The sequence below is a fragment of the Methanosarcina barkeri str. Wiesmoor genome, from assembly GCF_000969985.1.
Lineage (GTDB): Archaea > Halobacteriota > Methanosarcinia > Methanosarcinales > Methanosarcinaceae > Methanosarcina > Methanosarcina barkeri_B.
This window is the reverse complement of record NZ_CP009526.1, coordinates 3,138,198-3,159,715: the sequence shown is the minus strand read 5'-3', so window position 1 is coordinate 3,159,715 and position 21,518 is coordinate 3,138,198. Positions and strand designations below refer to the sequence as shown.

Here is a 21,518-nt window from a genome sequence, read left to right as displayed (position 1 = left end):
ATAATGATGTTGGTTATTTGGGTGTTTAAATAATGATCGAGATATTTGTTTCTTATATACTGGGTGAATTAAATAGAGCGCTTGACGCTCAAATGAAGGAAGAAGAACAAGAAGAGTTTGTTAAGTCAACCGTGAAAGAAGCTCTATTAGGATGTTATATTGATTGGAAAACATTTAGTGAATTTATCAGACCAGAAAAAGCAGATGCTAAGCTTAAAAGGTATGCTGAGATGCTAAACACAGTTTCCGTTAAATTTCGTTCTTCTGGTATGATGAGCTTATCTCTATGTGAATGCATCTGGGGGTTTTCTCATGAGATGGCGACTATAATTCGTTATGTGGAGTTGAATAATTATGGCGATCCTTATATTAAGAAGACTGACGAGTTATTCGCAAAGATATATTCCACGTATGAGAATTTTGATAAGTTATATGATAGTACTCGATTTTCATACAGTAACACAATAAGTTCCTAAGAAGGGTTCTACCCCGATTTCTGCGTAGGTGTACGCTAAGGCCAACCAGATATGATATCCTTTCTGACATCTTTGTCAGTATCAGCACTAAGGGAAGGAGAAAATTTTTAGAATCTGGCTCATCTCATCGATTTCATGAAAGGACATAAAAGTAAATTTATAATTTCAGCATAATATTACTTTTGGGATAGGCTCAGGAATTATTCTTAAATTTATCTTCAAAAATTTGCCAAAATCCGAACATTCTATAAGAAAATGTTCGTGTTTTGGCGTATCATTTAAAATTAGGGGTAGAGCTACGTTGGTACTACCCATATAGGCAATTGAAATTTACAAAGTTTTAGGTACACTGTTCATCATTGCCAAAAAAATTGTTGCCATTAAACAAATAAAACTTATAGACAGTAATATGAGTTCCTTTTTACTTTCTTGTATTGATAATGCGGATGGTTCCCCCTTCAAAAATAAGTAAAAAAACAAAGGTATTGAGATCGATGTCGCCCGAAAGAAATATTTAACACTATTATATAACACTATTTTAGTTGCAATTAGTGCAATTATGAGAATATTCAACCAAATTAGTAAAATATAAGCCTTTATTACCGTTGATTTTGAATTAAACATTCTCTTTGTATCGCCATTTTTTCTGCTTGTTCTTGCTAAAGCATTCAAGTTACAATCCTCAAGATTAGCGTTTTGTCTGCTTTTATGTGTTCCAGCATTAGGGCACCAGCCCATCAGTTTCCTTATACTTTTAAAGAATACATTCATCTTCACTTACCCCAGTTTTACTGTCTGAACTCAGGCCTTTTCCACTAATCCTTTTAATCTTTTAAACAATTCATCAGCAATAATTCAAATTATTTTTCATCTGCCGGAAGGAATATGTGTAAACATACATATGTTGACTATATATTTATCTGTATTGGAACTTTTTACTAAACTCCCAGTTGACTTAATGGTTCTATAATTGCCATAGTCAATTTCTCATAGAAATCTTTATATTTTCCACTTAGTAACACTTAGTTAAATCGATATCTCTTGACCTCGAGAAAAGTGTCTGTGTGTTTATCATAGAATTTTTACATTTGATGTTTTGGTTGTCGGTCAAATACCATGTATTCCTATATCCTATTGAATAATTGAGTTTAGAAAAATATACCCTCAAGATAAGCAGAAAAATGAGAAAGTAAGAACGTCATAAACAGGCTAAAAAACACCAATAGAAAAAATTAATTCATTTTTCTCTATATTCAGAACTTAGAATTTACAGCAAATTCAGGACATTGCCCTCATAACGTTGTGCACAAGATTGGAGGAGGGCTTCCTCCTCCATGACAAGATTCAAAAACCAGATAATTAACTGGCGAATTCCGTCTTCCTGATCAACAAGATAATCTTGATGAATGAGAATAGATTAACCATTGACTCTGTTTCCTATTTTTTGTGATGAAGAAAAAGGATACAGAGTCAATCATAATTTACAGAACTTTCGTTACACTGCCATATTATTACTATATATAGTTTAAATTGTGTTTAATCTATCAAGGTTTCCTATAAAATTCAGTTGTTTTACCGGAAAAATTACTGTATTTTCTTCCCTGCTCTCTGTTAGCTCCTAATCTGATTTTCTACAGAATTATTCTGCGTGAAGAGATGATAGTTTATCAGGCGGATCTGGTCAGTCTCTAGTAGATTTTCTTCTATCAGGGCGTGTGCCACACAAACTAGATTCTCGCTTACCTTCTTAACCAAACGACTAAGAAAATAGGAAAGCAAATACTCCAAAAACATATTCGTAATTTTTACAAGTTGCAAATTCTACTTTTTACTTTTTTTCTTTTTTGCCAGCGACCGCCCGATATCTGCTCCCTTCGTGAGCATGCGGGAGTGGAGGGAAGTTTTCAGATGAGTTAATTAAAAGGAATTTGACAACTTTGAATATGTGCTGTTATTCTTTGACAGTAGTATTGATTATCCGTATCAAGAGAATTGAGGTGGTAGTAGTGATCCAAAAATATTGCAAACTGATTCTGAATTTACAGAACCTTTTTGGTCAAACAGTTTCTGAAAAAAGAAAAAGGTATAAAAAGTCATACCTTTATCGCAAGTGCCAGTTTATGCAGGTCAATTAACACTTCGTTAGCAATATCTGGAGCTACAAAACAAAGTGCTATGAAGATAAATACTGCAATCAACAGGTATGTCATGAAACCTGCATGAACATGAACTACTCTGGTCATGATTTATTCTCCTTTTCTTGATTTAGTTACATGAGTTACTTTAACCTCATGTAAAGTGTTCACTGCTGTACAAAGATTATAGAAAAGATTTCTGTTGATTGCAATTTTCAGAACAGAACATAATCGTAAAGTACAAGTACTTGTATTGTACAATTTGTTAGTGCTACTTTATTACAACGTTTTGAAATCTTTTCTAAATCTAAACCATAAGTCTATATGCTATGGGACTGGTACTCCCTCTAACTATAGACTTTGTAAGGTTATCTCTAAACTTATTTTTAAACTAATCACCTTTCCTAGTACTTTGCATTTTCTACGCAAGTGCTTTCATTCCTTACACAGTATGTTTAAAGGAAATGAAACTTTTCTGTAGATATCGTACATGAGCCAATTTAAGTTATCGTCTGACATTTTTGCGATAACCACCAATCACTATTAATGCACTAGCAATTAATAATGTTTTTTCAACCCAGATCTGAATACAAAGACTTCTAAGTTTGTTACCAGATAAATAACAGAAGTTATATATATTACCAGGATGAAGAGACGGAATATAAATTTTTTTTGAATACAAAGCCAGACAGAAATATAAGAAGTAAATCAGTAAAATTTAAGGGAAATGGAGCTTTTGGACACTATGTGATCTAAAAGGATGACCTTCAGACTGGCTTCCGGCGCATGTTGAAAATTTATTTTAGCTCCTGTCAATTACACAGAACTCGGAAAACATCATTTAAAGGAAAGCAAAAATTAGTAAATTACTGAAATTGAGGTTTACAGTTCAGAACTATTTTCCATGATAAGAAACTCATTGATTATTCCTGATTCGAGATTAGGAGAAGCAGTTCTGAGTTATGGGATAGGCTCTATAATTGATTATTAGAAACTATCTGGGTTCATTTAAATTAAAAGGAAAATGAATAACTTTCGATATACGATGACAAAGGAAATCATTTCTTTGATAACATTGAGTGGCTTGAATTGTAATAACAACGTTATCTTCAACTTTTACATTTCCGGATGCATCTGGAATAAATTTTGAAAATCTATATTCTTTTTGCTTAAACTTAAAACTAGAGGTCTTTTCATCAAGATAAGGCTTTTTACTATTATATTTAGATATGTATTCCAATTTTTTACTTATTTTTTTATAATCCACGGTTAGTACCGATACCTTTTCACCAGTCTTGTTCAATCCGGCTTTCATAATCAAATCATTTACTTTTTCAGAAATAGCATCGTTAGCTGTTGGCGAAATATAAAACTTATCAATTTTCGTTAAGTCTATGGAGATATTTATTCCTTTTGATTCTCTCCCAATATTAAAAGGAAAGAAACCTCTTCTATCCATATCCTGAATTAGTATGCGTATTTCATCTTCATCTTTGAAATTGCGTCTTTTTAAAAAGAAAGGAATTAATATACTAGGCTCATAATTCTTCGGATAATCCTCATTTTCTTGATAGAGATAATCTATCTTTCCTATCTTGACTTTGTCACATTTCCTTTTCACATCAACCGTGAAGTCCTAATTTTTCCTCTATAAATTTGGTTTAGTGAAACAAATAACAGATGATTTTATCAAGTCAAATAATATTTCTGTAGAAAAATACATTTCAGAGAAACATCTTGAATCCTATTTCCAAACGAAAACTCGTTGTGTTGTTTCAACCGGCATTGATTACCTTAATGGTTTGTTTCTTCTCCCCTATAGGAAAAATATGAGAAAAATGGCAATCTATTGTTGTAAATGCTCTAACAACCAATCACTAAGCCATTTTATCTCAACTTCTCCTTGGCGTCCTGCAGATCTCCTCAAATCTGTTCGAACATATGCCATTAAAACTATAGGCAAAAATGGTGTTCTTATACTTGACGAATCAAGCATAAAAAAATCTGGAAATAGTTCTGTTGGAGTTTCTCATCAGTATTGCGGCAACCTTGGAAAAAAGAATAATTGTCAGGTTGGTGTGTTCCTTGCTTATTTTAAGAAACAGAAGAGAATGTTGATTGATGAGAGATTATATCTCCCACAAAAATGGATTAATGACAAGGCACGTTGTTTAAAGGCTAAAATTCCTCCTGAGAAAATAAAGTTCCGAACCAAGCATGAGCTTGGCCTTGAAATGATTGATAACGCAATAGAGGAAGGTATTCCTTTTTCCTATGTTACAATGGATGGATTCTACGGTGAAAATCCGGAGTTATTGACAGAACTTGAAAATAGAGGCTTAACTTTTGTTGCAGATGTAGCGGTCGATACTCTTGTTTATATTGAGGAACCATTAGTTGGGATTCCTGAAAAAAAGGGAACAAGAGGAAGAAAACCCACAATTTCTAAGGTTTTGAATACATTATCAACAAGAATTGATTCTCTTTCCAGTTCAATTGATGGATGGAAACTTATCAAAGTTAGAAAAACGGAAAGAGGGTACAAAAAAGTCTATTTTAAGGCTATAAAAAGTTTGGAGACGTCAAAATAAATTACCTTGTGAGAAGCCATTATGGCTTCTCATAAGTAAAGATGTAGAGTCTAATGACATTAAATATTCATTATGTAACGCTTCTGAGGATACTTCATTAGACGAACTTGCAAAAATGCAGAGCTCAAGGTACTGGATTGAGAGAGCATTTCAAGATGCAAAAGTATATTGTGGAATGTCTGAATACATGGTGAGAAGCTGGAATGCATGGCATCACCATATGGCATTGGTTATGCTTGCGATGCTTATTCTGTTGTCGTACAAAATAAAATTTATGAAATTTCATAAGATTTCACTTCATGGTGTCATTTTGATTATGAAATTCCATAATCCATTGAAGATATTAAATGCGGGAGAGCTTGCAAGAATATTAAATCATGATAATGAGATGAGAGACAGAGCAAGAGCAAGTAGATTGAAAGGTTCTTGACAAAAAACATGAGTAGGATTTTACTGAATTTTCGTTCTGGTTACTGATAAGTATGCAATTTTGAAAGTGAAAATGAAGGACATTACAAATAATTACTGTATTGATCAAGGTGAATAATGAGAAAACAAAAATGTCGAGTCAAAAATATTCAAAATAGGGGAATCAATTGGAAAAATATGTAGTAACAACTCCAAAAAAGAGATAATCTGACAATGTCAAGCTATATACGGTTCAAAATTTTCATAGTCTTCATCCTGAAGAAAACATGAAGAATAATCATCTGATAAAAATTTATCAATTGAAACTTCTATGGCTACATGATTTTCATTTTTATCGTTAGGTCTCCACATAAACAACGAAGATTCAATTCGGGGATCGTTTCTAGTCCAACAACTAACAAATGTGTTATTTTTATATTTTATAAATTCATTTGTGAATTCTTTAATCTGAAATCCGCCCTCAAATTTATCCGATAAAATCCTAGCTCTAGCAAAAAACAATTTATGCTCCGTCATTAATTTTTCGAACTTATCAAGGGTCAAAAAACGATATAATTTTGTTTTCTTTTTTTCTAAGTCATCAATAGATAAAGTCGGATACCACATTTTACAGACGGAGCGACATTTTTTGGAACTAAGATCAAAATTGAATTCTCGGGATGAAGATAACCGATGATTAACAAACATGGTTTTTATTTTTTGATTAATGTTTTATTTATCTTCCTCATTTGGATATTTTTGCGATGTAGAATAGTATGCCAAGAATTTTCAATTGGATATATGCAATCTTCATTGCTGCCTTGGTTTTACTACGAGCTTACTAACTTATTACAAGCATAGATACTTCTAACAATTGTGCCATCTATACACGTTTTTATGGCATCTATCGATTACTCTTCTTCTTTTCTGCCAGCGACCGCCCGATATCTGCTGCTTCGCAGCATGCGGGCGTGGAGGGAAGTTTTCAGATTGTTAATTAAAAAGAGATTTGATAACTCCTTCAGAGTAAATAAGGCGCTGCTGGATCTTTACACCTAAAACTCTCCTATTTTTCACCGTTGAAATTATTAGCGTTATATCCGTGTATGACAGACTAAACAAATGTTTTTGCAATAAAGGTTTAATTTCAAGACTCTCTCTAAGCTGGTTTACGATAGCAGTTTATTACTAATATACTTAGAGTTATGAATAAATACGGAAAAATAAATTCAAATATAGTTACAATACTTGCACTTATAATTATAAAAATAGTATGAGTAAACCAGAAAGTATTATTACACCACGATTTGTCATAGACATTGTAAAACAATGAACTGTTATACAGATTATAAATAAATAGCGGGATAAATAAAGCAAAAAACAATTTTAAGTAACTCAATTTACTCATACAGTGTCTTTCTTTTCTTGTCATCCTACAGTATAAATATAAACCAAATAATACAAATAATGCTACAATATCAATGTAAACAACTGGTATCCCGTATAATGTTACAGCCTGACTCGTTATTACAGCCTGACTCGAAGCTACTACTTCTCCTGTGCCAGAGCCAATGATTGCACTTTCATTGCTCACGCTTTTTTATATGTTTTAATAAGTTAAAAGATTTTTTATTTCACCCAGCACCCTTAGACTTGATAAACCTTATTTTACCTCCAGTGGAGAAATGAGATTTAGAAATCCGTAATCATCATCTGTCTCTGATCCCTCTCCCTTAGTCTTGAAACCCTCAGTTGAGCTGATAGCTATCGAATATGTCCGCAGCAGTAACCACCTTATTGCCTGGTTGAGGATTTGATCAATCCTATTACATGCTCTCTTATTGGAGACAGTATGAATCGGAAAACAATAGAAATAATCAAAGAGGTGAATAGTCAAACTAAACATCCAGTACTGCATTATAAGAGGTAATGGGGAATTATGATTATGGCAGTCAACGAGAAAGAAATGAGAATTAAGATAATCAAAGATGGACCGTATCGGGTTACAGGTGGAGTGCCGCTTTTAGAACAGGTAATTGTTACCGATGACGCCGGCCACACAAGAGAATTAATTGATATAAAGGAATACCCTCAGCGGAAATCCTATATTTTATGCCGCTGTGGCTCATCCGAAAACAAGCCCTTCTGTGATGGGACCCACCGCAAAATCGGTTTTGACGGTAGCGAAACAGCCAGCAGAAAGCCTTACCTGGAAAAAGCGGAAACTTTTGAAGGTCCTGATCTAAAACTCACCGATGCCTACGAGCTCTGCGATCATTCCCGTTTCTGCCAGCGGTCTGGCGGAATAAGGAATCTCATGCAAAAATCAGACGACCCAGAAGCCAGACAAACCGCCATAGAGGAAGCCATGATATGCCCGTCGGGACGACTGGTCCTGTGGGACAAGAAGACAGGCAAACCCTTTGAAAAAGAATTTGAACCATCTATTGTACTGGTTCACGACAAACAAAAAAGTTGTGAAGGCCCCCTTTGGGTTCGAGGTGGTATCTCCATTGAATCTGCCGATGGCAGCCTGTACGAATCTCAGAACAGAGTAACCCTCTGCCGCTGCGGGAAGTCGGAGAACAAGCCCTACTGTGACGGCAGTCACTGGATGAACAGCCAGCAGAAGCTCGAGTTCAGGAAGAAATGGGGCCTGGAATGAGTGAGTTCTTTGATTGAGTGAGTTCTTTGATTGAGTGAGTTCTTTGATTGAGTGAGTTCTTTGATTTATAGAGATTCTTAACTTGCGGAAATAGTAATCTCGCATAACAATCAGGTAATCCAAAAGCCAAAATGAAGGCAATCAATGGGCGATTCCGCGATAAAAATAGAGAATTCGAGGCTAACTTTCTTTATTTCAATATATCATCGAACTTCTTCTGGCTCTACAGATGCTGGCAAAGTCTCGATGCTGGCAAAGTCTCATCAGCTTGCAGCAAGCTCAGAGGAATATTTTCATTTGCCAGCAGGCTCATCAGTCTATTTCCTGAGAAATCGCTACAGGATAACCTCTTTCTGTCCTTAGTAAATATCTCGCATACATCCAAAACGCTTGAATATCCTCATAGGCCAGGCCTGGATAGTTCCAGAGGATTTCCGACTCAGTTCTCATGAGACAGCAGGTCGATAATAAACTATACTACATGGAGTTTACCTTTGATAATCCTTTGATAATCCTTTGATAATCCTTTGATAATAGGCTTGCCTGTAAGAATTGTGGAGTCAATAACGATATTTTCTCTCCAGTTCTTAGATCTCTCCAATGCTTTTTTGATACACAAACTGAACGAATTGCGAATTTCCAAATTGCAGATTCTATTTTTCTTCTTTTTTGCAGGTAACCGCCCGATATCTGTTTCTTCGCAGCATGCGGGCGTGGAGGGAAGTTTTCAGATGAATTTAAAAAAGAAATTTGACAACTCTTTCAGAGTCAATAAGGCGCTGCGGTATCCCTATGTCTGAAAAACATTTTTTTCGTCATCGAAGATATTGTGTTAGCTACGCTGAATAAAGGATGAGGGTGGTCTCATTTCCAAATTGTTGTTTTACAGAAATCATACCAAAATTTTGTAGAAAATTAGAATGATTCTACGTTATCATACTACTTTGAAAATTTTTCTGCCGATGCGGACGATGCTTGCACCTTCTTCTATTGCTATTTGATAATCGTCTGTCATTCCCATTGAGAGATACTGAAGATGTTTTTTTAAGTGCTTCTCTGCTTTGTCTTTTAAGTCTTTTAATTCTTTGAAATATTTTCTTGAATCTTCAGGGTCTTCGTTTTTTGGCGGGATTGTCATCAGGCCTTCAAAACTTAAGTATTCGAGGGTTGAGATTTGGTCTAGAAGCTTTAAGAGGTCACCGGGCTCTAATCCGGTGTGTTTTTTTTCGTCGGTCTTCACTTGTATGAGGATTTTCTGAATTCTTTTATTTTCTTTTGCTGCATTATTTATCTTTTCGGCAAGTTCGTATGAATCAACACTTTCTATCAAGTAGGGATTTAGGTTTACTACTTTTTTTGCCTTGTTTAACTGAAGTGTGCCGATGAAGTGGGTTTTTATCTCAGGTGGATAATATGGGGCCAAATCTTTCATCTGTTGATAATGGTTGAAGCCGATGTCTGTAACACCTACTTTTATGGCTTCGTCTATTTGTATTTTTGACGCGTATTTTACTGCGGCGACAAGTGTTACATCAGGGGGTAGCACTTTTAAAAGTTCGTTTACATTGTCTTCGATCATATGTTATCATTGTATGCAGAGATTTTTAGTATTTTATCTCTTTTATAATAAGTGTTTCTGGTACCAAGTAATCGTCTGATGATATCTGAGTCGGTACTATATACGAAACTAAACTAAGTAGACCTAAAAATCAGTTACGGTTAAATCGTGCCCTCTATAGATGCTTTCAATTTTGCCTCTTCGTTTTTATGCTTTCTTGATCTAATTATGTTCTCTACCAAAAATGACACACTTATGACATTTATGACGATTGTTCAGACAGCAAAGAAACTGGGGGCAAGTACATATCAGTACATATGTGATAGAGCCAGCAGTACATTTGAGATACCATCTCTGGCTCAACTAATAAGAGAAAAAAGCTCATTGAGTGGAAATTGATAGATTTCCACTCAATATGAAGAGGATACGAAAATAGATAAGAACGAGCTATTTCAGATAGTGGGTTATCGATCAAATCTGACAAAACACTTTTTGCCTTTTTTGAAAGCCATTTTGTTAAAGAGCCATTCTGTTCAAGAATCCTTCTTGTGCTTACGTTTTTTAGTCGTTCTGTTTTTAGTCGTTTTGCTTCATAACTTTTTGGGACTCTAAGCCTCAGAAAATTAACAAAATACTCCAGAACAATACTTCCTGCACTTCCCTTTTATAAATATTACAGAAAGCCCGGGAAGCGCAAGTTTTGCCAGGATCAGTTCCGAAAGTTTAGGATTCAAGATCAGTTTTTCGATTTCTTTCCCTGATTTAATCTCATTCTCAGCTTTATCCGTCACTTTTTCTGTTTTATCCGTCACTTTTTCTGTTTTATCCGTTACTTCTTCTGTTTTATCCGCCCGTTTCTCCGTTTCGTCTATCGCTTTCAGAGTTACATCCACTGTTTTCTCTTTACTGGCGTCGATATTGAAGACAGAAACATCAGGGGTTATTGCCTCAACTATTTTCCTGAGATCGGGAACGGACTGCCCGCCGGTCATCGCTGCAACCTCATTCTGGAGTACAAGCACAAGCACATTGCAGCCTGTAGTCGCGGCACTAAGGAGCCCGAGAATGCCAGAATGTGCCAGAGCAAAGTCTCCTATAACAGCTATGCCTTTTTTCTCAAAGCCACATGCAACCGAGATTGCCGAGCCAAGCGCAAAACTAACATCGACCGCCGCAAGAGGCTCGGGTGCACTCCGGACAGAACAGCCCATATCGCCGGCAATCCGCACGTCAAGCGTGCTGAGAAAGCGGTAAAGGGGAAGGTACGCGCAGTCGTCGCAGATTCCAACCCTGTTTTTCTTTTTGGCTTTGAGAGAAGTAGTATCTGCAGGTTTTACAATTTCTTCTTCGATATGCTCAAGGGCAAATTCAAGATCCTCATATCTGACCTGCCCGTATGGAAGATGTCCTGTCTTTTTTCCATAAACCTTGCCAGTAACCCGGATCTGCTCCTCTATAAAAGGCTCGGACTCTTCGACAACGAGTACCTTCTGATTGCTATTCAGAAAAGCCTTTATCTTTTCGAGGGGAAGAGGGTTTACAAGGCCAAGGGACAGGTGAGAAATTTCAGGGTGAGAAACCTCAGCATGAAACTCGTTCTGCTTTTTCAGTAATTTTTCCACGATCGAGGACGTGAAACCTGAGGAAATGATCCCCAGATATCCATGCCCCAAACCCGATCCTTCTTCTGTATTTTCGGCTGTATTTTTTGCTGTCCTTTCCCTTACCTCATTAAGGTCGGTGTTTTCAGCTTCCTTTTCCAGCAGGGGATAGGTTCTGGAATGGAAAAGCCTGTGTTTTTCTACCATTCGGTTTTTCCATATTGCGCGGTCAAATTCAGGATGAGGAGTTGAAGCCTTCTGAAGGCGGTTTATTTTCCCTTTAGTTTTTTCTAGGCCTGCAGTGACCCTCAGGATAACAGGCGTCCTTGTCTCTTCCGAAAGCTCATAGGCCCGCCTCAGTGCCCTGTATGCCATATCTGGTGAAGCAGGATCAAATATTGCAATCTCTGCTATCCGGCCATACCAGCGAGAATCCTGTTCATTCTGAGAGCCCTTTGCACCTGGATCATCTCCTGCAATTATGACAAGGCCGGCTCCTATGGTGTGGGTGACCGAGGTTATAAGAGGGTCAGAAAGCAGGTTCATCCCCACATGCTTTACAAGCACAAGCGCCCTTCTGCCAGAAACTGATGCTCCTAGAGCGGTTTCAAGGGCAACTTTCTCGTTTGTGAGCCATCTCGCATTATAATCCGGTATTTTGGAGGCATCTCGCATTATCTCAAAATCTGCTGCCTCCCCGGAATCCAGAGTTTTTTCTTCTGAAGCATTTAAAAGCTCTTTTTCCGCGGGTATTCTCAAAAAAAGTTCCATAAGGGAGGTAACAGGATACCCGGGGACACCTGTTATGAAGCTGACATCACTGTCAAGAGCTGCAAGGTAAAGGGCTTCAAACCCGGTGTATTCTGATGTTTCTTTTTTTTCTTTCAAATTGATCCCACGCTGCGGAATTCAGAAAATGCCGAATTCAAAGTTTCATGATATCCGGTTTAAAACTTGAGTTCCATCTAACTCAGTGTTCAAGCAATTTAAATCCGGTTTGAAGTTTCTATTTCGGCATCCTTGCTTTTTACCTGTTTTTTAGATTTTTTAAACGTTGTTTTTAAACCCCTCGATATCAAGAGGCTTGATCGCAGTACCTGGAATTATGGACTCATCAGGTCTTCCGAACCAGGGGAGAGAGGCAAGTGCACCTATTACTCCGTTGCCGTCAAGCAGGACTTCCACACCGTTTTCTCTGGCGCACTGCAAAGCTTCGGCTTTCAAGATCCTTTCAGTCCGACAGCGGTTGCTGTATTTATATAATCCTTTTGCATAGAAATCCGAAAGGACAACCAGGCCGGTTTGGGGTGAAACGGTGTATTTCTTAAGTGCTTTTTTGAAAGTATCTACAAGCCTTGATTTCGCTTTTTCATTCACACAGCCGAATTCAAGAACTGTAGACATGCAGTTCTGGGTTTTTTCCGGAACAGGGAAAAGCTGGACAAGAGAATGGGAAAGATAAACGGCTTCATGGCAGTCCAGTTTTTTTGCAATGTTGTGGGTCAGGGTCCAGGTGGCTCCTACGTCTTTTGAGTCGGTGTCATCTATACCTATGAGGACACGATCCCTGCGCGGAACTGCAATCGTCCCTTTTGCGCATTTTTCGCCTCCTGATTCTGAGATCTTATAACGAAGAATTCCGTCTGCAAATGCCCTGCAACGGGTTGCGCCAACACCTCCGCCCCCTAACCCGGCATAGGTGATCTCCACTTCATCCCCCTTCACGACCACTGATTCGATGCCTGCGGCCGCGATGGAAGGTTTGAGTTCCAGGTTTGAGGTTCCGGTTTTCATGAAATAACGGATCATATTTCCAGTCGAACGGACTTTCAAGGCAAGGGGCGCTTTTGCATAATGGTAACGGGACCAACAGGCCCCACTATAACAATTGGAGTGCTCAATTATCTCTGCATACTCATTTGCTGCGTCACAGATAGCATAAATGCCTCTATAAGGCACAGTATAAGGATCATCCAGGATTACTTCCTCAATATCCCTGCTGTCCAGTGCACAGGCGTTTATATGTTTTGTAATTCAGAAAACCTCCTTTTTAAGGGAATAAGAAACTGGGAGGAAAATTTCTTTAATCGAAATGCCCATCTCTTAAGATTATATATAGATATCGTAATCTTGTAAATTCGATGAGATGAAATTCGATAAGTGAAATTCGATAAGTGAAATTCGATGAGATGAAATTCGATAAGTGAAATTCGATAAGTGAAATTCGATAAGTGAAATTCGATGAGATGAAATTCGATAGTATGGGTTTGGTTGGATAATAAATCGTATGTAAACAACTTAATTTTGATATTCGATTATAGTTCCTGATAACAGATGTCCACAGGTTCTAATCTAATAAATCATTCGCGCTCGATACGAGCTAACCTTTATAAAATAAATATTTATCTTTTTATCGGTAGATTTACTTGCTGCTTTTGTCCAGGATATTTAAAGGGGAAATTTAAAGGAGACCTTGAAACCTTATTTAATCCACTTGAAATGCTAATTATGCTCAACTATTATGAATTTTTTTCAATATCCATGCCATATTTTGGCCAAGGTTTTTCATATTATCAATGCCTTCTTGATCCTGTTCGACCTCTCCGATTGCATTCCCATAAGCCATATTCCAGTAACTTGACCCTACCAGAAACATTTCTTTGCTATGTAGAAAATTGTTCAGGGTACCAAAGGCACTTATAGCACCGCCTCGGCGAGCAGCTACAACTGAGGCTCCTACTTTATGCTTGAAAAGTCCTCGATTTCCTGCAAGTACCATACTCGCTCTGTCAATTAAGGCCTTCATTTGAGAGGTCACACCAGCTGAATATACCGGCGAGCCTAGAATAATTCCGTCTGAAACAAGCATTTTTGCAAAACACTCATTAAAAAAATCGTCCGTAATGACACATTGTTTATTTCTGTTTTTATGGCAAGCCCAACAAGCTTTGCATCCTTCTATGTTTTTTCCAGATAGTTGAATAAGTTCGGTTTCAATGCCCTCTTTTGTCAATTCCTCAAATACGGTTTGAATCAAGATTGCAGTGTTGCCGTCTTTTCGTGAGCTTCCGTTAATGCCTATAACTTTCATAGTCTTCAACTACTTTTTTTCAACTATTTTTTTCGTATTTATCAACATGTTATTTCATTCTTTTTTCAATTACGGAAAGTAACCAGGAAGTAACTGTACTGAGACTTTCTATATTGAATGCTTCTATATTGAATGCTTCTATATTGAGAATTCTTGCATGAGAATTCTTGCATGAGAATTCTTGCATGAAAGTTCCTGTATTGAGAGTTGCTCTACACTGAATTCTTTTATATTGCAAGTCTCTACATTAAGAAGTTCGGTCTTTAAGTTATTTCTCTTACAAAACTTTCTATCTTACAAAACTTTCTATCTTACAAAACCTTCATCTTTGAGGCTCACGTACCTGCCTTCCCCGATAATAATATGGTCAAGCACATCAATTCCAAGGAGTTTTCCTCCTTCTACCATTTTCTCAGTGACCATTATGTCTTCTCGGCTAGGGCTTGGATCCCCTGAAGGATGATTATGGATCATGATTACTGATGCTGATGATTCCATAAGGGCAGACTTGAATACCTCACGAGGATGAACAATGCTCGCATTCAAGCTGCCAATAGATACGACTTCTTCTTTCAGGATTTGGTTTTTTGTATCAAGGCAAAGTGTTATAAATTTTTCTTTTTTTTGTTCTCGCATTTTAGGATACATAAGTGTATATACATCCTTTGGTGAGCAGACTTTTCTTTTGGGCTCTTCAACAAAAGTCTCAAGACGGCGAGCAAGTTCGAAAACTGCAGCTATCTGGGCAGCTTTTGCCTTTCCTACCCCATGAACCTTCATAAGCCTTGAAACATTTGCAAGACTGAGCTGCTTGATGCTGTATTCTGAGAATATTCGACTGGACAGGCTGACAACATTCTCTTTATTTGATCCTGTCCTCAGGATAACTCCAAGCAGTTCTGAGTTCGAAAGCGATTCCGGCCCGTTTCGAATAAGCCTTTCCCTTGGGCGTTCCTCTTCAGGGATATCCTGAATTCTGACCTTACTTATTTCCATAATCAACCCCCTCTTTTCCCGTCAACGGAAAATTTCTATATTAATCTAAATTTTAAGTTCGTCAAACAAGTTAATCAAACAAGTTAATCAAACAAGTTAATCAAACAAGTTAATCAAACAAGTTGATCAAACAAGTTAATCAAACAAGTTAATCAAACTCTTTATAGATTATATCAAAGTTTCAATATTTGAATCTTCACAAAACGCTTTATAAAATTAAAAAGAAGAATAAAATGCCGGCCTTTACTTATACCGGAAAGTGCATAACGCTCTTTGATGAAAGTCATTTCAGTTGTCGGGTATAAAGAATCGGATAAAACATCCGTAGTTTCATCCCTTGTCCGGAATCTTTCCGGGTTCGGAACTGTGGGCACAATAAAACACATGGGTGAGCAGCGCTTCAATTCCGCAGAGACCGATGTAGGCAGGCACTTTGATGCCGGGGCTGACACAGTAATAGGAATAACAGGCACAGAAGCAACAGGTACTGAACTTATCAGTTTTTCCAGAGATCTGGACCTTGAGGACGCACTTGACGTGCTTTGCGACCAGGGGCTTGATTTTGCCGTGGTAGAGGGGTTTAAGGAAAGCAATCTTCCGAAAATTGTAATTGGTGATCTTCAGGGCGTTTCCAATGTCGTTTTCAGGCTGCCGGCAGAAATCGATATGCACGAAGAACTTACAGCCTCGCTTGTAGGGATAGCCCTTGCACAGCCTGACCGGTACACTCTGGAAGCCCTTATAAAGAAAGTCAGAAAAAACCCTGCAATCAGAAAAGCAGGCGCAATCGGCACCTTTGCCGGCATTGTCCGCGAGCTGGCCGGAAACGAGAGAACTTCAAAGCTCGAATTCGAGAAATACGAACCAGAAGCTTCAAAAACCCTTGACCAGATCCGGGAAGAACTAAAACAAAAAGAAGGAATCTTTGAAGTCCTGATCCACCATAAAACAGGCGTTATCAAAGCCGGAGAAGACATAGTATACATTGTTGTCACAGCCGCCCACAGGGGAGAGCTTTTTTCTGCCCTCAGCGAAGCCATAGAACGCATAAAAGCCGAAGCTCCTATCTGGAAGAAGGAATTCACAGAAAAAGAGGAATTCTGGGTTCACGATAGAGAACATCACGAAAATTAAAAAACCGATCTAAGCAAAGAGGAAAATAGAAATTATAGAGAAACCCGGAAATGATCAAATGGGCGGAAAAACAGATCTTAAAGAATCAGAAACAGGGAAAACAAAATTAATAAGAGCTGAAATTAAAGAAGCGGAGCCAGAAATAAAACAAACGAAATTCAGAAGTGCCGTCGTGCTGGCAGGCGGCAGGGGCAGGCGGATGGGTACGGTCGAAAAAGCCCTTCTCAAATTTGAAGGAAAAACAATTCTTGAGCGCCTTCTAGAAAGCCTTTTCCGGGTTGTAGATGAGGTTATTATCTCGTTCCGGGATAAAAACCAGGAAGAAAAGTTCAGACCTGTGCTTGAAAAATTTTCTGCCCGTGAGATCCGTTTATGTTTTGATACTCTGGAAGACGCCGGCCCCCTTGAAGGTATCCGGGTGGGACTGCTCGAATCCAGAGGAGAATATTCTTTTGTCTGTGCAGGGGATATGCCTTTTGTAAATTCTAATGTTGTAGACCTGCTTTTTGAGAAGGCTATTGGACATGATGCTGCCCTTCCAAAAAGGGAAGATGAAAAATTTGAGCCTCTGCATGCAGTTTATTCTAAAAAAATGATTCCTGAAATTGAAAAAGTCTTTAAGAATGGAAGACGATCCGTGCTTACGCCGGTTTTTGAAATGAAGGATGTTGTTTTTGTTGAGGTTTCGGAAATTCGGGAAATTGATCCTGAATTGAGGAGTTTTGCTAACATAAATACGGTTGAAGATCTTGAGAATATGGTTGAGTCTGAGATGAGAAAGGAGATTTTGTAATAAATTCCGGTTAACAGTTGTTGGGTTATGTCCATGAGTTATCGATCAATACAGAAAAATTTTTTTGTTTACGGTTTTCAATGACTCACGCACATTAATAGTTGTTGATCTATTTTTAATTTCCGAAATATCATGATTCGCATCTCATGTCGTTCATTTCCTGCGCTTTGTGCAGCTTTGCCTTTTTTATATCATAAAATAGAAAAATATTTAGCTGACAATCGTCTCTACTTTTTAATTTCAATTATTCTTTATATAGAGGCTATCTCTGGATAGTAACTGCAATACTCTTGGATTTTTATTGGATATGATAGCAAACTTGTGACGACAGTGAGGTAGGAGTTATAGATGGAATCAAACAAGACTACGGATCTAATAAGAAGGGCTCAACGAAATAAAGTAACTGCATTACGCTTGTCTTACAAAAATCTTACTTCATTGCCACCTGAAATCTCAGAGCTGAAAAATTTTACAAAGCTTTACATATCTTACAATCAACTGACTTCATTGCCACCTGAAATCTCAGAATTGAAAAATCTTAAGCAACTTGATATATCTTACAATCAATTGACTTCACTACCCCCTGATATTTCAAAATTGAAAAATCTTACTCAACTCAACATACGTAATAATCAATTGACTTCGTTACCTCCTGGAATATCAAAGTTGAAAAATCTTAAGCAACTTGATATATCTGAAAATCAACTGACTTCGCTACCTTCTGGGATTACTGAGTTAAAAGATCTTACTCAACTTTCTATCTCTAAAAATCAACTGACGTCGTTACCTCCTGAAATATCAAAGTTGAAAAACCTTAAACAACTTTCCATCTCTAGAAATCAACTAACGTCGTTACCTCCTGAAATATTAGAGTTGAAATCTCTTACTCAAATTAACATCTATGAGAATCAATTGACTTCGCTACCTCATGAAATATCAGAGCTGAAATCTCTTACTCAACTTTCCATATCTGGAAATCAACTGACTTCATTGCCTTCTGAAATCGCCAATTTAGAAAGCCTTACTCAACTTGACATTTCTAGAAATCAATTGACGTCGTTGCCGCTGGAAATCACAGAACTCAAAAATCTTACTCAACTTGACATAAGTTCTAATAAATTGACTTCGCTGCCGCCAGAAATTTTAAAATTAGGTATAGATATTGAGTGGGGAAATAATTCGGCAGAAAAAGGAATATTCTTAGAAGGAAATCCTCTTGAAAAGCCTCCAATAGAGATTGTAAAACAGGGTCGTGAGGCAGTTATCAATTATTTCAAGTCATTGGAAGGTGAAAAGAAACCGTTAAATGAAGTTAAAGTTTTGCTTGTAGGAGATGGAGAGGCAGGAAAAACCTCACTGTTAAAGAGGCTCTTAGGCGAAGGTTTTGATGGAAATGAACATCAGACTCAAGGGATTAATATCAAAAAGTGGGGATTTAAAGACAAAGATAAGGAAATAAAAGTTAATTTTTGGGATTTTGGTGGACAGGAAATAATGCATGCTACTCATCAATTTTTCCTTTCCAAAAGAAGCCTTTACATTCTTGTTCTGGATTCTAGAAGGGATGAAAAAGCCGAGTACTGGCTCAAGCACATAAGGAGTTTTGGAGGAGATTCTCCAGTACTGGTCGCCTTGAACAAGATTGATGAAAATCCCTCTTTTGAGTTGAATAGGAAGTTTTTGCAGGAGAAATACCCCTCAATAAAAGGTTTCTTCAGAATTTCTTGTAAGGAGGATCGAGGAATTGAAGGATTTTCCCAAAAATTAAAAAAAGAACTTTTAAAAGTTGAACATATGCAGATAGAATGGGCTAAAAGCTGGTTCGAGGTAAAGACAAAATTAGAAAAAATGAGTTGCAATTTTATTACTTATGAAGAATATCGAAATATATGTCTGGAAGAAAATGTGGGTGATAAGTCATCTCAAAACACGCTTGTTGATTTTCTCAATGATCTTGGAGTAATTGTACATTTTAAAGATATCTCATTGCTCGATACACATGTGCTTGAACCGAAGTGGATTACTGAAGGCGTTTATAAGATCATAAATTCGGAGATTCTAGCTAAGAAGAAGGGAGTTCTTCGATTCAGTATGCTAGATGAAATTTTAGAGCAGAAGAAAGAAGGCGACTACTATTATCCTCCTGAACGTTATGGTTACATCATCAATTTGATGAAAAAATTCGAATTATGTTATTCAATCGACGAAGAAACTGTGCTCCTTCCTGACCTGCTAGCAGTTCCAGAACCAAATTTTGATTTTGATTCTAATGAAGCTCTGAAGTTTTTCATTGAATACGATTTTCTTCCACGTTCAATTATGCCTCGTTTTATAGTGAAGATGCACAGGGATATAAAAGATGATTTGCAGTGGAGAACAGGTGTAGTTCTCGAAAACAAACAATTTAATTCCTGTGCTGTGATAAAATCTGATAACGAGGCAAAGAGAATTTATATTAATGTAAATGGATGTCAGAAACGAGACTATTTTTCAAGTATACTATTCAATTTGCGGGAAATTAACCGGAGTTTTGAAAAGTTAAAAGCTATCGAGAAAATTCCCCTTCCTGATGAATCCGAGATAGCTGTAAGTTACGAACACTTAGTTAATCTGGAAGAAATGGGCATTGATTTATTTGTACCTGAAGGATCAAAAAAGAAATATCGTGTGAGTGATTTGCTTGGAACAGTCAACAACTTGAGTAAACAAGAAGAATTGTTAAAAGAAATCCTTAACATTCTGAAGAAGAATAACGAAGACGAAAAACTTGAGGAGATCTTTAAATTTTTAAAGAAAATAGCTGATGAGTCTGATAATGAGGAAACTTTATTTAGAAAATTAAATAAAGTTATTATGTTGAAACCCAGCGTGGCGGGATGTGGAGTTGATTTCAACGAAGCAATTAACCTTTTTTTCAAAAGGAAAAGACAGAAATACTAATCAAAAAGGAATCCAATCCTCTGTCGTTGAAAAATAAAGTCAGATAAGTCTCAAAGATAATATCTTCAGGTTTTCACTTTTTTGTCTACATTCTTATTTAGGAAAAGGCCGGTCGCCTGCGACGACCGGTGAGAGCCTGGGGTTATAAGAACTGATTTTCTCCGGCGGTTCTGGTAGAATTAAGTAAAAAGTGAATCTTTTTTGTGCAAAACTTTTAAACATTGTTCCATTTGTTAGTTAATGTTTTTGAAAAAAGATGATCAGTTCAAAATCTCAAACTCTGACCAGTATAGCCATATTTGCTATCCTGAACCGTTCTTGTCCCGCTCGACGCAGGAGAGCGGCCTTTCCCGTAAAAAAATACAAAATAGAGGGGAAACCAATGAATAAAAGCCATTGCGGACACCTGTAAAAACCCACACGCAGAAAGAAACATGAAGATTACTTCTTTTAATTCTTAAATAAATCAAATAGCTAATCAGGAACAGTTAATCAGGAACCAATGATTTTCACCTAATTTCTTTACATTCTGGCATCCTCCACCTTTCTCTACCTTCCCGTATCCTCTATCTCAAACTTTACATCTCGTTTTGTAAGCTCCTATATAATCTCTTCCATAAACACACCAGGCTCCAGTGCATGTCTATGGTGGAATTCCTTGACTTTGCCTGGCTCTCTACAGACGCTAGTAATTTCACTCCACAGGAGGGGCTTTTTGGGGCGGTGAGGATTTTAGAATATGTGTAATAAAATTGGTGTTGCAATAGTTGGTATATTTTTATCCTATAGTTTTCGACTATTCCTAAATTATCGATTTAAATCAAAAGTTATTTATACGACAACCATTTCTATTTTTTGAATCGGTTTTCATTTTATGTAACAAGTTTTCAATAATTGCGGTTTCAAAGACTTATTGAACTTTTGATTGTTTTTCTTTAGGCAGGGACTTCAGATGAAACTAAAAAAATCGAAGGTCTGATTATAAAAGCTAAAGAAAACAATGCGACTACACCAGATTTTCTTTCAAAGAACTGACTTCGCTGCCGCCGGAAATCAAAGGACTCAAAAATCTTACTACACTTGATATATCTTATAACCAATTGATTTCACTGCCACCAGAAATTATAGAA

The 21,518-nt window shown here is 37.1% G+C and carries 15 protein-coding genes and 2 pseudogenes; 7 read left to right on the top strand and 10 right to left on the bottom strand.

The features are described from left to right. Nucleotides 1–32: 32 nt before the first annotated feature. Nucleotides 33–476, top strand: coding sequence for a hypothetical protein (locus tag MSBRW_RS13105; protein ID WP_048102818.1), 444 nt, complete (start codon nucleotides 33–35; stop codon nucleotides 474–476). Between the two features lie 330 nt (nucleotides 477–806). Here the strand turns inward: MSBRW_RS13105 and MSBRW_RS13100 are convergent, their stop codons facing one another. The 4 genes and pseudogenes from MSBRW_RS13100 to MSBRW_RS13095 all read right to left on the bottom strand — a co-directional run bounded on the left by MSBRW_RS13100 (nucleotide 807) and on the right by MSBRW_RS13095 (nucleotide 4,232). Next, nucleotides 807–1,247 carry a DUF1673 family protein gene (locus tag MSBRW_RS13100; RefSeq protein ID WP_048102819.1) on the bottom strand — a complete coding sequence of 147 codons (441 nt, stop codon included), beginning with the start codon at nucleotides 1,245–1,247 and terminating at the stop codon, nucleotides 807–809. Nucleotides 1,248–1,767: 520 nt separating this feature from the next. Then, nucleotides 1,768–1,950, bottom strand: a pseudogene (locus MSBRW_RS24320) (IS256 family transposase); the annotation flags it as partial. A gap of 619 nt (nucleotides 1,951–2,569) precedes the next feature. Beyond that, nucleotides 2,570–2,719, bottom strand: a complete 150-nt coding sequence (locus MSBRW_RS22415) for a hypothetical protein (RefSeq protein ID WP_155398278.1) — start codon at nucleotides 2,717–2,719, stop codon at nucleotides 2,570–2,572. 886 nt (nucleotides 2,720–3,605) lie between these two features. Then, nucleotides 3,606–4,232 carry a hypothetical protein gene (locus MSBRW_RS13095; RefSeq protein ID WP_011307265.1) on the bottom strand — a complete coding sequence of 209 codons (627 nt, stop codon included), beginning with the start codon at nucleotides 4,230–4,232 and terminating at the stop codon, nucleotides 3,606–3,608. A gap of 43 nt (nucleotides 4,233–4,275) precedes the next feature. Between MSBRW_RS13095 and MSBRW_RS21370 the strand changes: the two are divergent. Continuing rightward, nucleotides 4,276–5,632: pseudogene (locus MSBRW_RS21370) on the top strand (IS701-like element ISMba8 family transposase). Nucleotides 5,633–5,847: 215 nt separating this feature from the next. Here the strand turns inward: MSBRW_RS21370 and MSBRW_RS13080 are convergent. Next, the gene (locus tag MSBRW_RS13080) at nucleotides 5,848–6,237 is read right to left on the bottom strand and encodes a hypothetical protein (RefSeq protein ID WP_196297997.1); all 390 of its coding nucleotides are present in this window, start codon (nucleotides 6,235–6,237) and stop codon (nucleotides 5,848–5,850) included. A gap of 1,318 nt (nucleotides 6,238–7,555) precedes the next feature. On the opposite strand from MSBRW_RS13080, the gene MSBRW_RS13075 reads away from it, so the two are divergent. Both MSBRW_RS13075 and MSBRW_RS13070 read left to right on the top strand, forming a co-directional pair. Continuing rightward, nucleotides 7,556–8,275: a CDGSH iron-sulfur domain-containing protein gene (locus MSBRW_RS13075; protein WP_230669753.1), complete on the top strand. Its 720-nt coding sequence runs from the start codon at nucleotides 7,556–7,558 to the stop codon at nucleotides 8,273–8,275. Between the two features lie 144 nt (nucleotides 8,276–8,419). Continuing rightward, nucleotides 8,420–8,638, top strand: a complete 219-nt coding sequence (locus tag MSBRW_RS13070) for a hypothetical protein (protein WP_048102822.1) — start codon at nucleotides 8,420–8,422, stop codon at nucleotides 8,636–8,638. A gap of 571 nt (nucleotides 8,639–9,209) precedes the next feature. Here the strand turns inward: MSBRW_RS13070 and MSBRW_RS13065 are convergent. The 5 genes from MSBRW_RS13065 to radC all read right to left on the bottom strand — a co-directional run bounded on the left by MSBRW_RS13065 (nucleotide 9,210) and on the right by radC (nucleotide 15,521). Beyond that, the gene (locus MSBRW_RS13065) at nucleotides 9,210–9,854 is read right to left on the bottom strand and encodes a YggS family pyridoxal phosphate-dependent enzyme (RefSeq protein WP_011307269.1); all 645 of its coding nucleotides are present in this window, start codon (nucleotides 9,852–9,854) and stop codon (nucleotides 9,210–9,212) included. 602 nt (nucleotides 9,855–10,456) lie between these two features. Next, nucleotides 10,457–12,322 (bottom strand): thiamine pyrophosphate-dependent enzyme, encoded by a 1,866-nt coding sequence (locus MSBRW_RS13060; RefSeq protein ID WP_011307270.1) that lies wholly within the window; start codon nucleotides 12,320–12,322, stop codon nucleotides 10,457–10,459. 159 nt (nucleotides 12,323–12,481) lie between these two features. Next, nucleotides 12,482–13,393 (bottom strand): methanogenesis marker protein 11, encoded by a 912-nt coding sequence (mmp11, locus tag MSBRW_RS13055; RefSeq protein WP_011307271.1) that lies wholly within the window; start codon nucleotides 13,391–13,393, stop codon nucleotides 12,482–12,484. 553 nt (nucleotides 13,394–13,946) lie between these two features. Beyond that, nucleotides 13,947–14,525 carry a flavodoxin family protein gene (locus tag MSBRW_RS13050; RefSeq protein ID WP_011307272.1) on the bottom strand — a complete coding sequence of 193 codons (579 nt, stop codon included), beginning with the start codon at nucleotides 14,523–14,525 and terminating at the stop codon, nucleotides 13,947–13,949. 306 nt (nucleotides 14,526–14,831) lie between these two features. Continuing rightward, nucleotides 14,832–15,521: a RadC family protein gene (gene radC / locus MSBRW_RS13045; RefSeq protein WP_011307273.1), complete on the bottom strand. Its 690-nt coding sequence runs from the start codon at nucleotides 15,519–15,521 to the stop codon at nucleotides 14,832–14,834. A gap of 276 nt (nucleotides 15,522–15,797) precedes the next feature. On the opposite strand from radC, the gene MSBRW_RS13040 reads away from it, so the two are divergent. The 3 genes from MSBRW_RS13040 (at nucleotide 15,798) to MSBRW_RS13030 (ending at nucleotide 20,388) form a co-directional block, all read left to right on the top strand. Then, nucleotides 15,798–16,655, top strand: a complete 858-nt coding sequence (locus MSBRW_RS13040; protein WP_011307274.1) for a molybdopterin synthase — start codon at nucleotides 15,798–15,800, stop codon at nucleotides 16,653–16,655. Nucleotides 16,656–16,713: 58 nt separating this feature from the next. Continuing rightward, on the top strand, nucleotides 16,714–17,448 hold the full coding sequence (gene mobA / locus MSBRW_RS13035; RefSeq protein ID WP_011307275.1) for a molybdenum cofactor guanylyltransferase: 735 nt from the start codon (nucleotides 16,714–16,716) through the stop codon (nucleotides 17,446–17,448). Nucleotides 17,449–17,796: 348 nt separating this feature from the next. Beyond that, complete coding sequence (locus tag MSBRW_RS13030; protein WP_011307276.1) at nucleotides 17,797–20,388, top strand: COR domain-containing protein; 2,592 nt, start codon at nucleotides 17,797–17,799, stop codon at nucleotides 20,386–20,388. Nucleotides 20,389–21,518 lie beyond the last annotated feature (1,130 nt).

What these genes read in the sequence shown, in the direction of transcription:
- MSBRW_RS13070 (WP_048102822.1), top strand. Translation starts at nt 8,420, where the DNA reads ATGGGCGATTCCGCGATAAAAATAGAGAATTCGAGGCTAACTTTCTTT.
- MSBRW_RS13100 (WP_048102819.1), bottom strand. Translation starts at nt 1,247, where the DNA reads ATGAATGTATTCTTTAAAAGTATAAGGAAACTGATGGGCTGGTGCCCT.
- radC (WP_011307273.1), bottom strand. Translation starts at nt 15,521, where the DNA reads ATGGAAATAAGTAAGGTCAGAATTCAGGATATCCCTGAAGAGGAACGC.
- MSBRW_RS13075 (WP_230669753.1), top strand. Translation starts at nt 7,556, where the DNA reads ATGGCAGTCAACGAGAAAGAAATGAGAATTAAGATAATCAAAGATGGA.
- MSBRW_RS13080 (WP_196297997.1), bottom strand. Translation starts at nt 6,237, where the DNA reads ATGTGGTATCCGACTTTATCTATTGATGACTTAGAAAAAAAGAAAACA.
- MSBRW_RS13105 (WP_048102818.1), top strand. Translation starts at nt 33, where the DNA reads ATGATCGAGATATTTGTTTCTTATATACTGGGTGAATTAAATAGAGCG.
- MSBRW_RS13065 (WP_011307269.1), bottom strand. Translation starts at nt 9,854, where the DNA reads ATGATCGAAGACAATGTAAACGAACTTTTAAAAGTGCTACCCCCTGAT.
- MSBRW_RS13040 (WP_011307274.1), top strand. Translation starts at nt 15,798, where the DNA reads ATGAAAGTCATTTCAGTTGTCGGGTATAAAGAATCGGATAAAACATCC.
- MSBRW_RS13030 (WP_011307276.1), top strand. Translation starts at nt 17,797, where the DNA reads ATGGAATCAAACAAGACTACGGATCTAATAAGAAGGGCTCAACGAAAT.
- MSBRW_RS13050 (WP_011307272.1), bottom strand. Translation starts at nt 14,525, where the DNA reads ATGAAAGTTATAGGCATTAACGGAAGCTCACGAAAAGACGGCAACACT.
- mobA (WP_011307275.1), top strand. Translation starts at nt 16,714, where the DNA reads ATGGGCGGAAAAACAGATCTTAAAGAATCAGAAACAGGGAAAACAAAA.
- MSBRW_RS22415 (WP_155398278.1), bottom strand. Translation starts at nt 2,719, where the DNA reads ATGACCAGAGTAGTTCATGTTCATGCAGGTTTCATGACATACCTGTTG.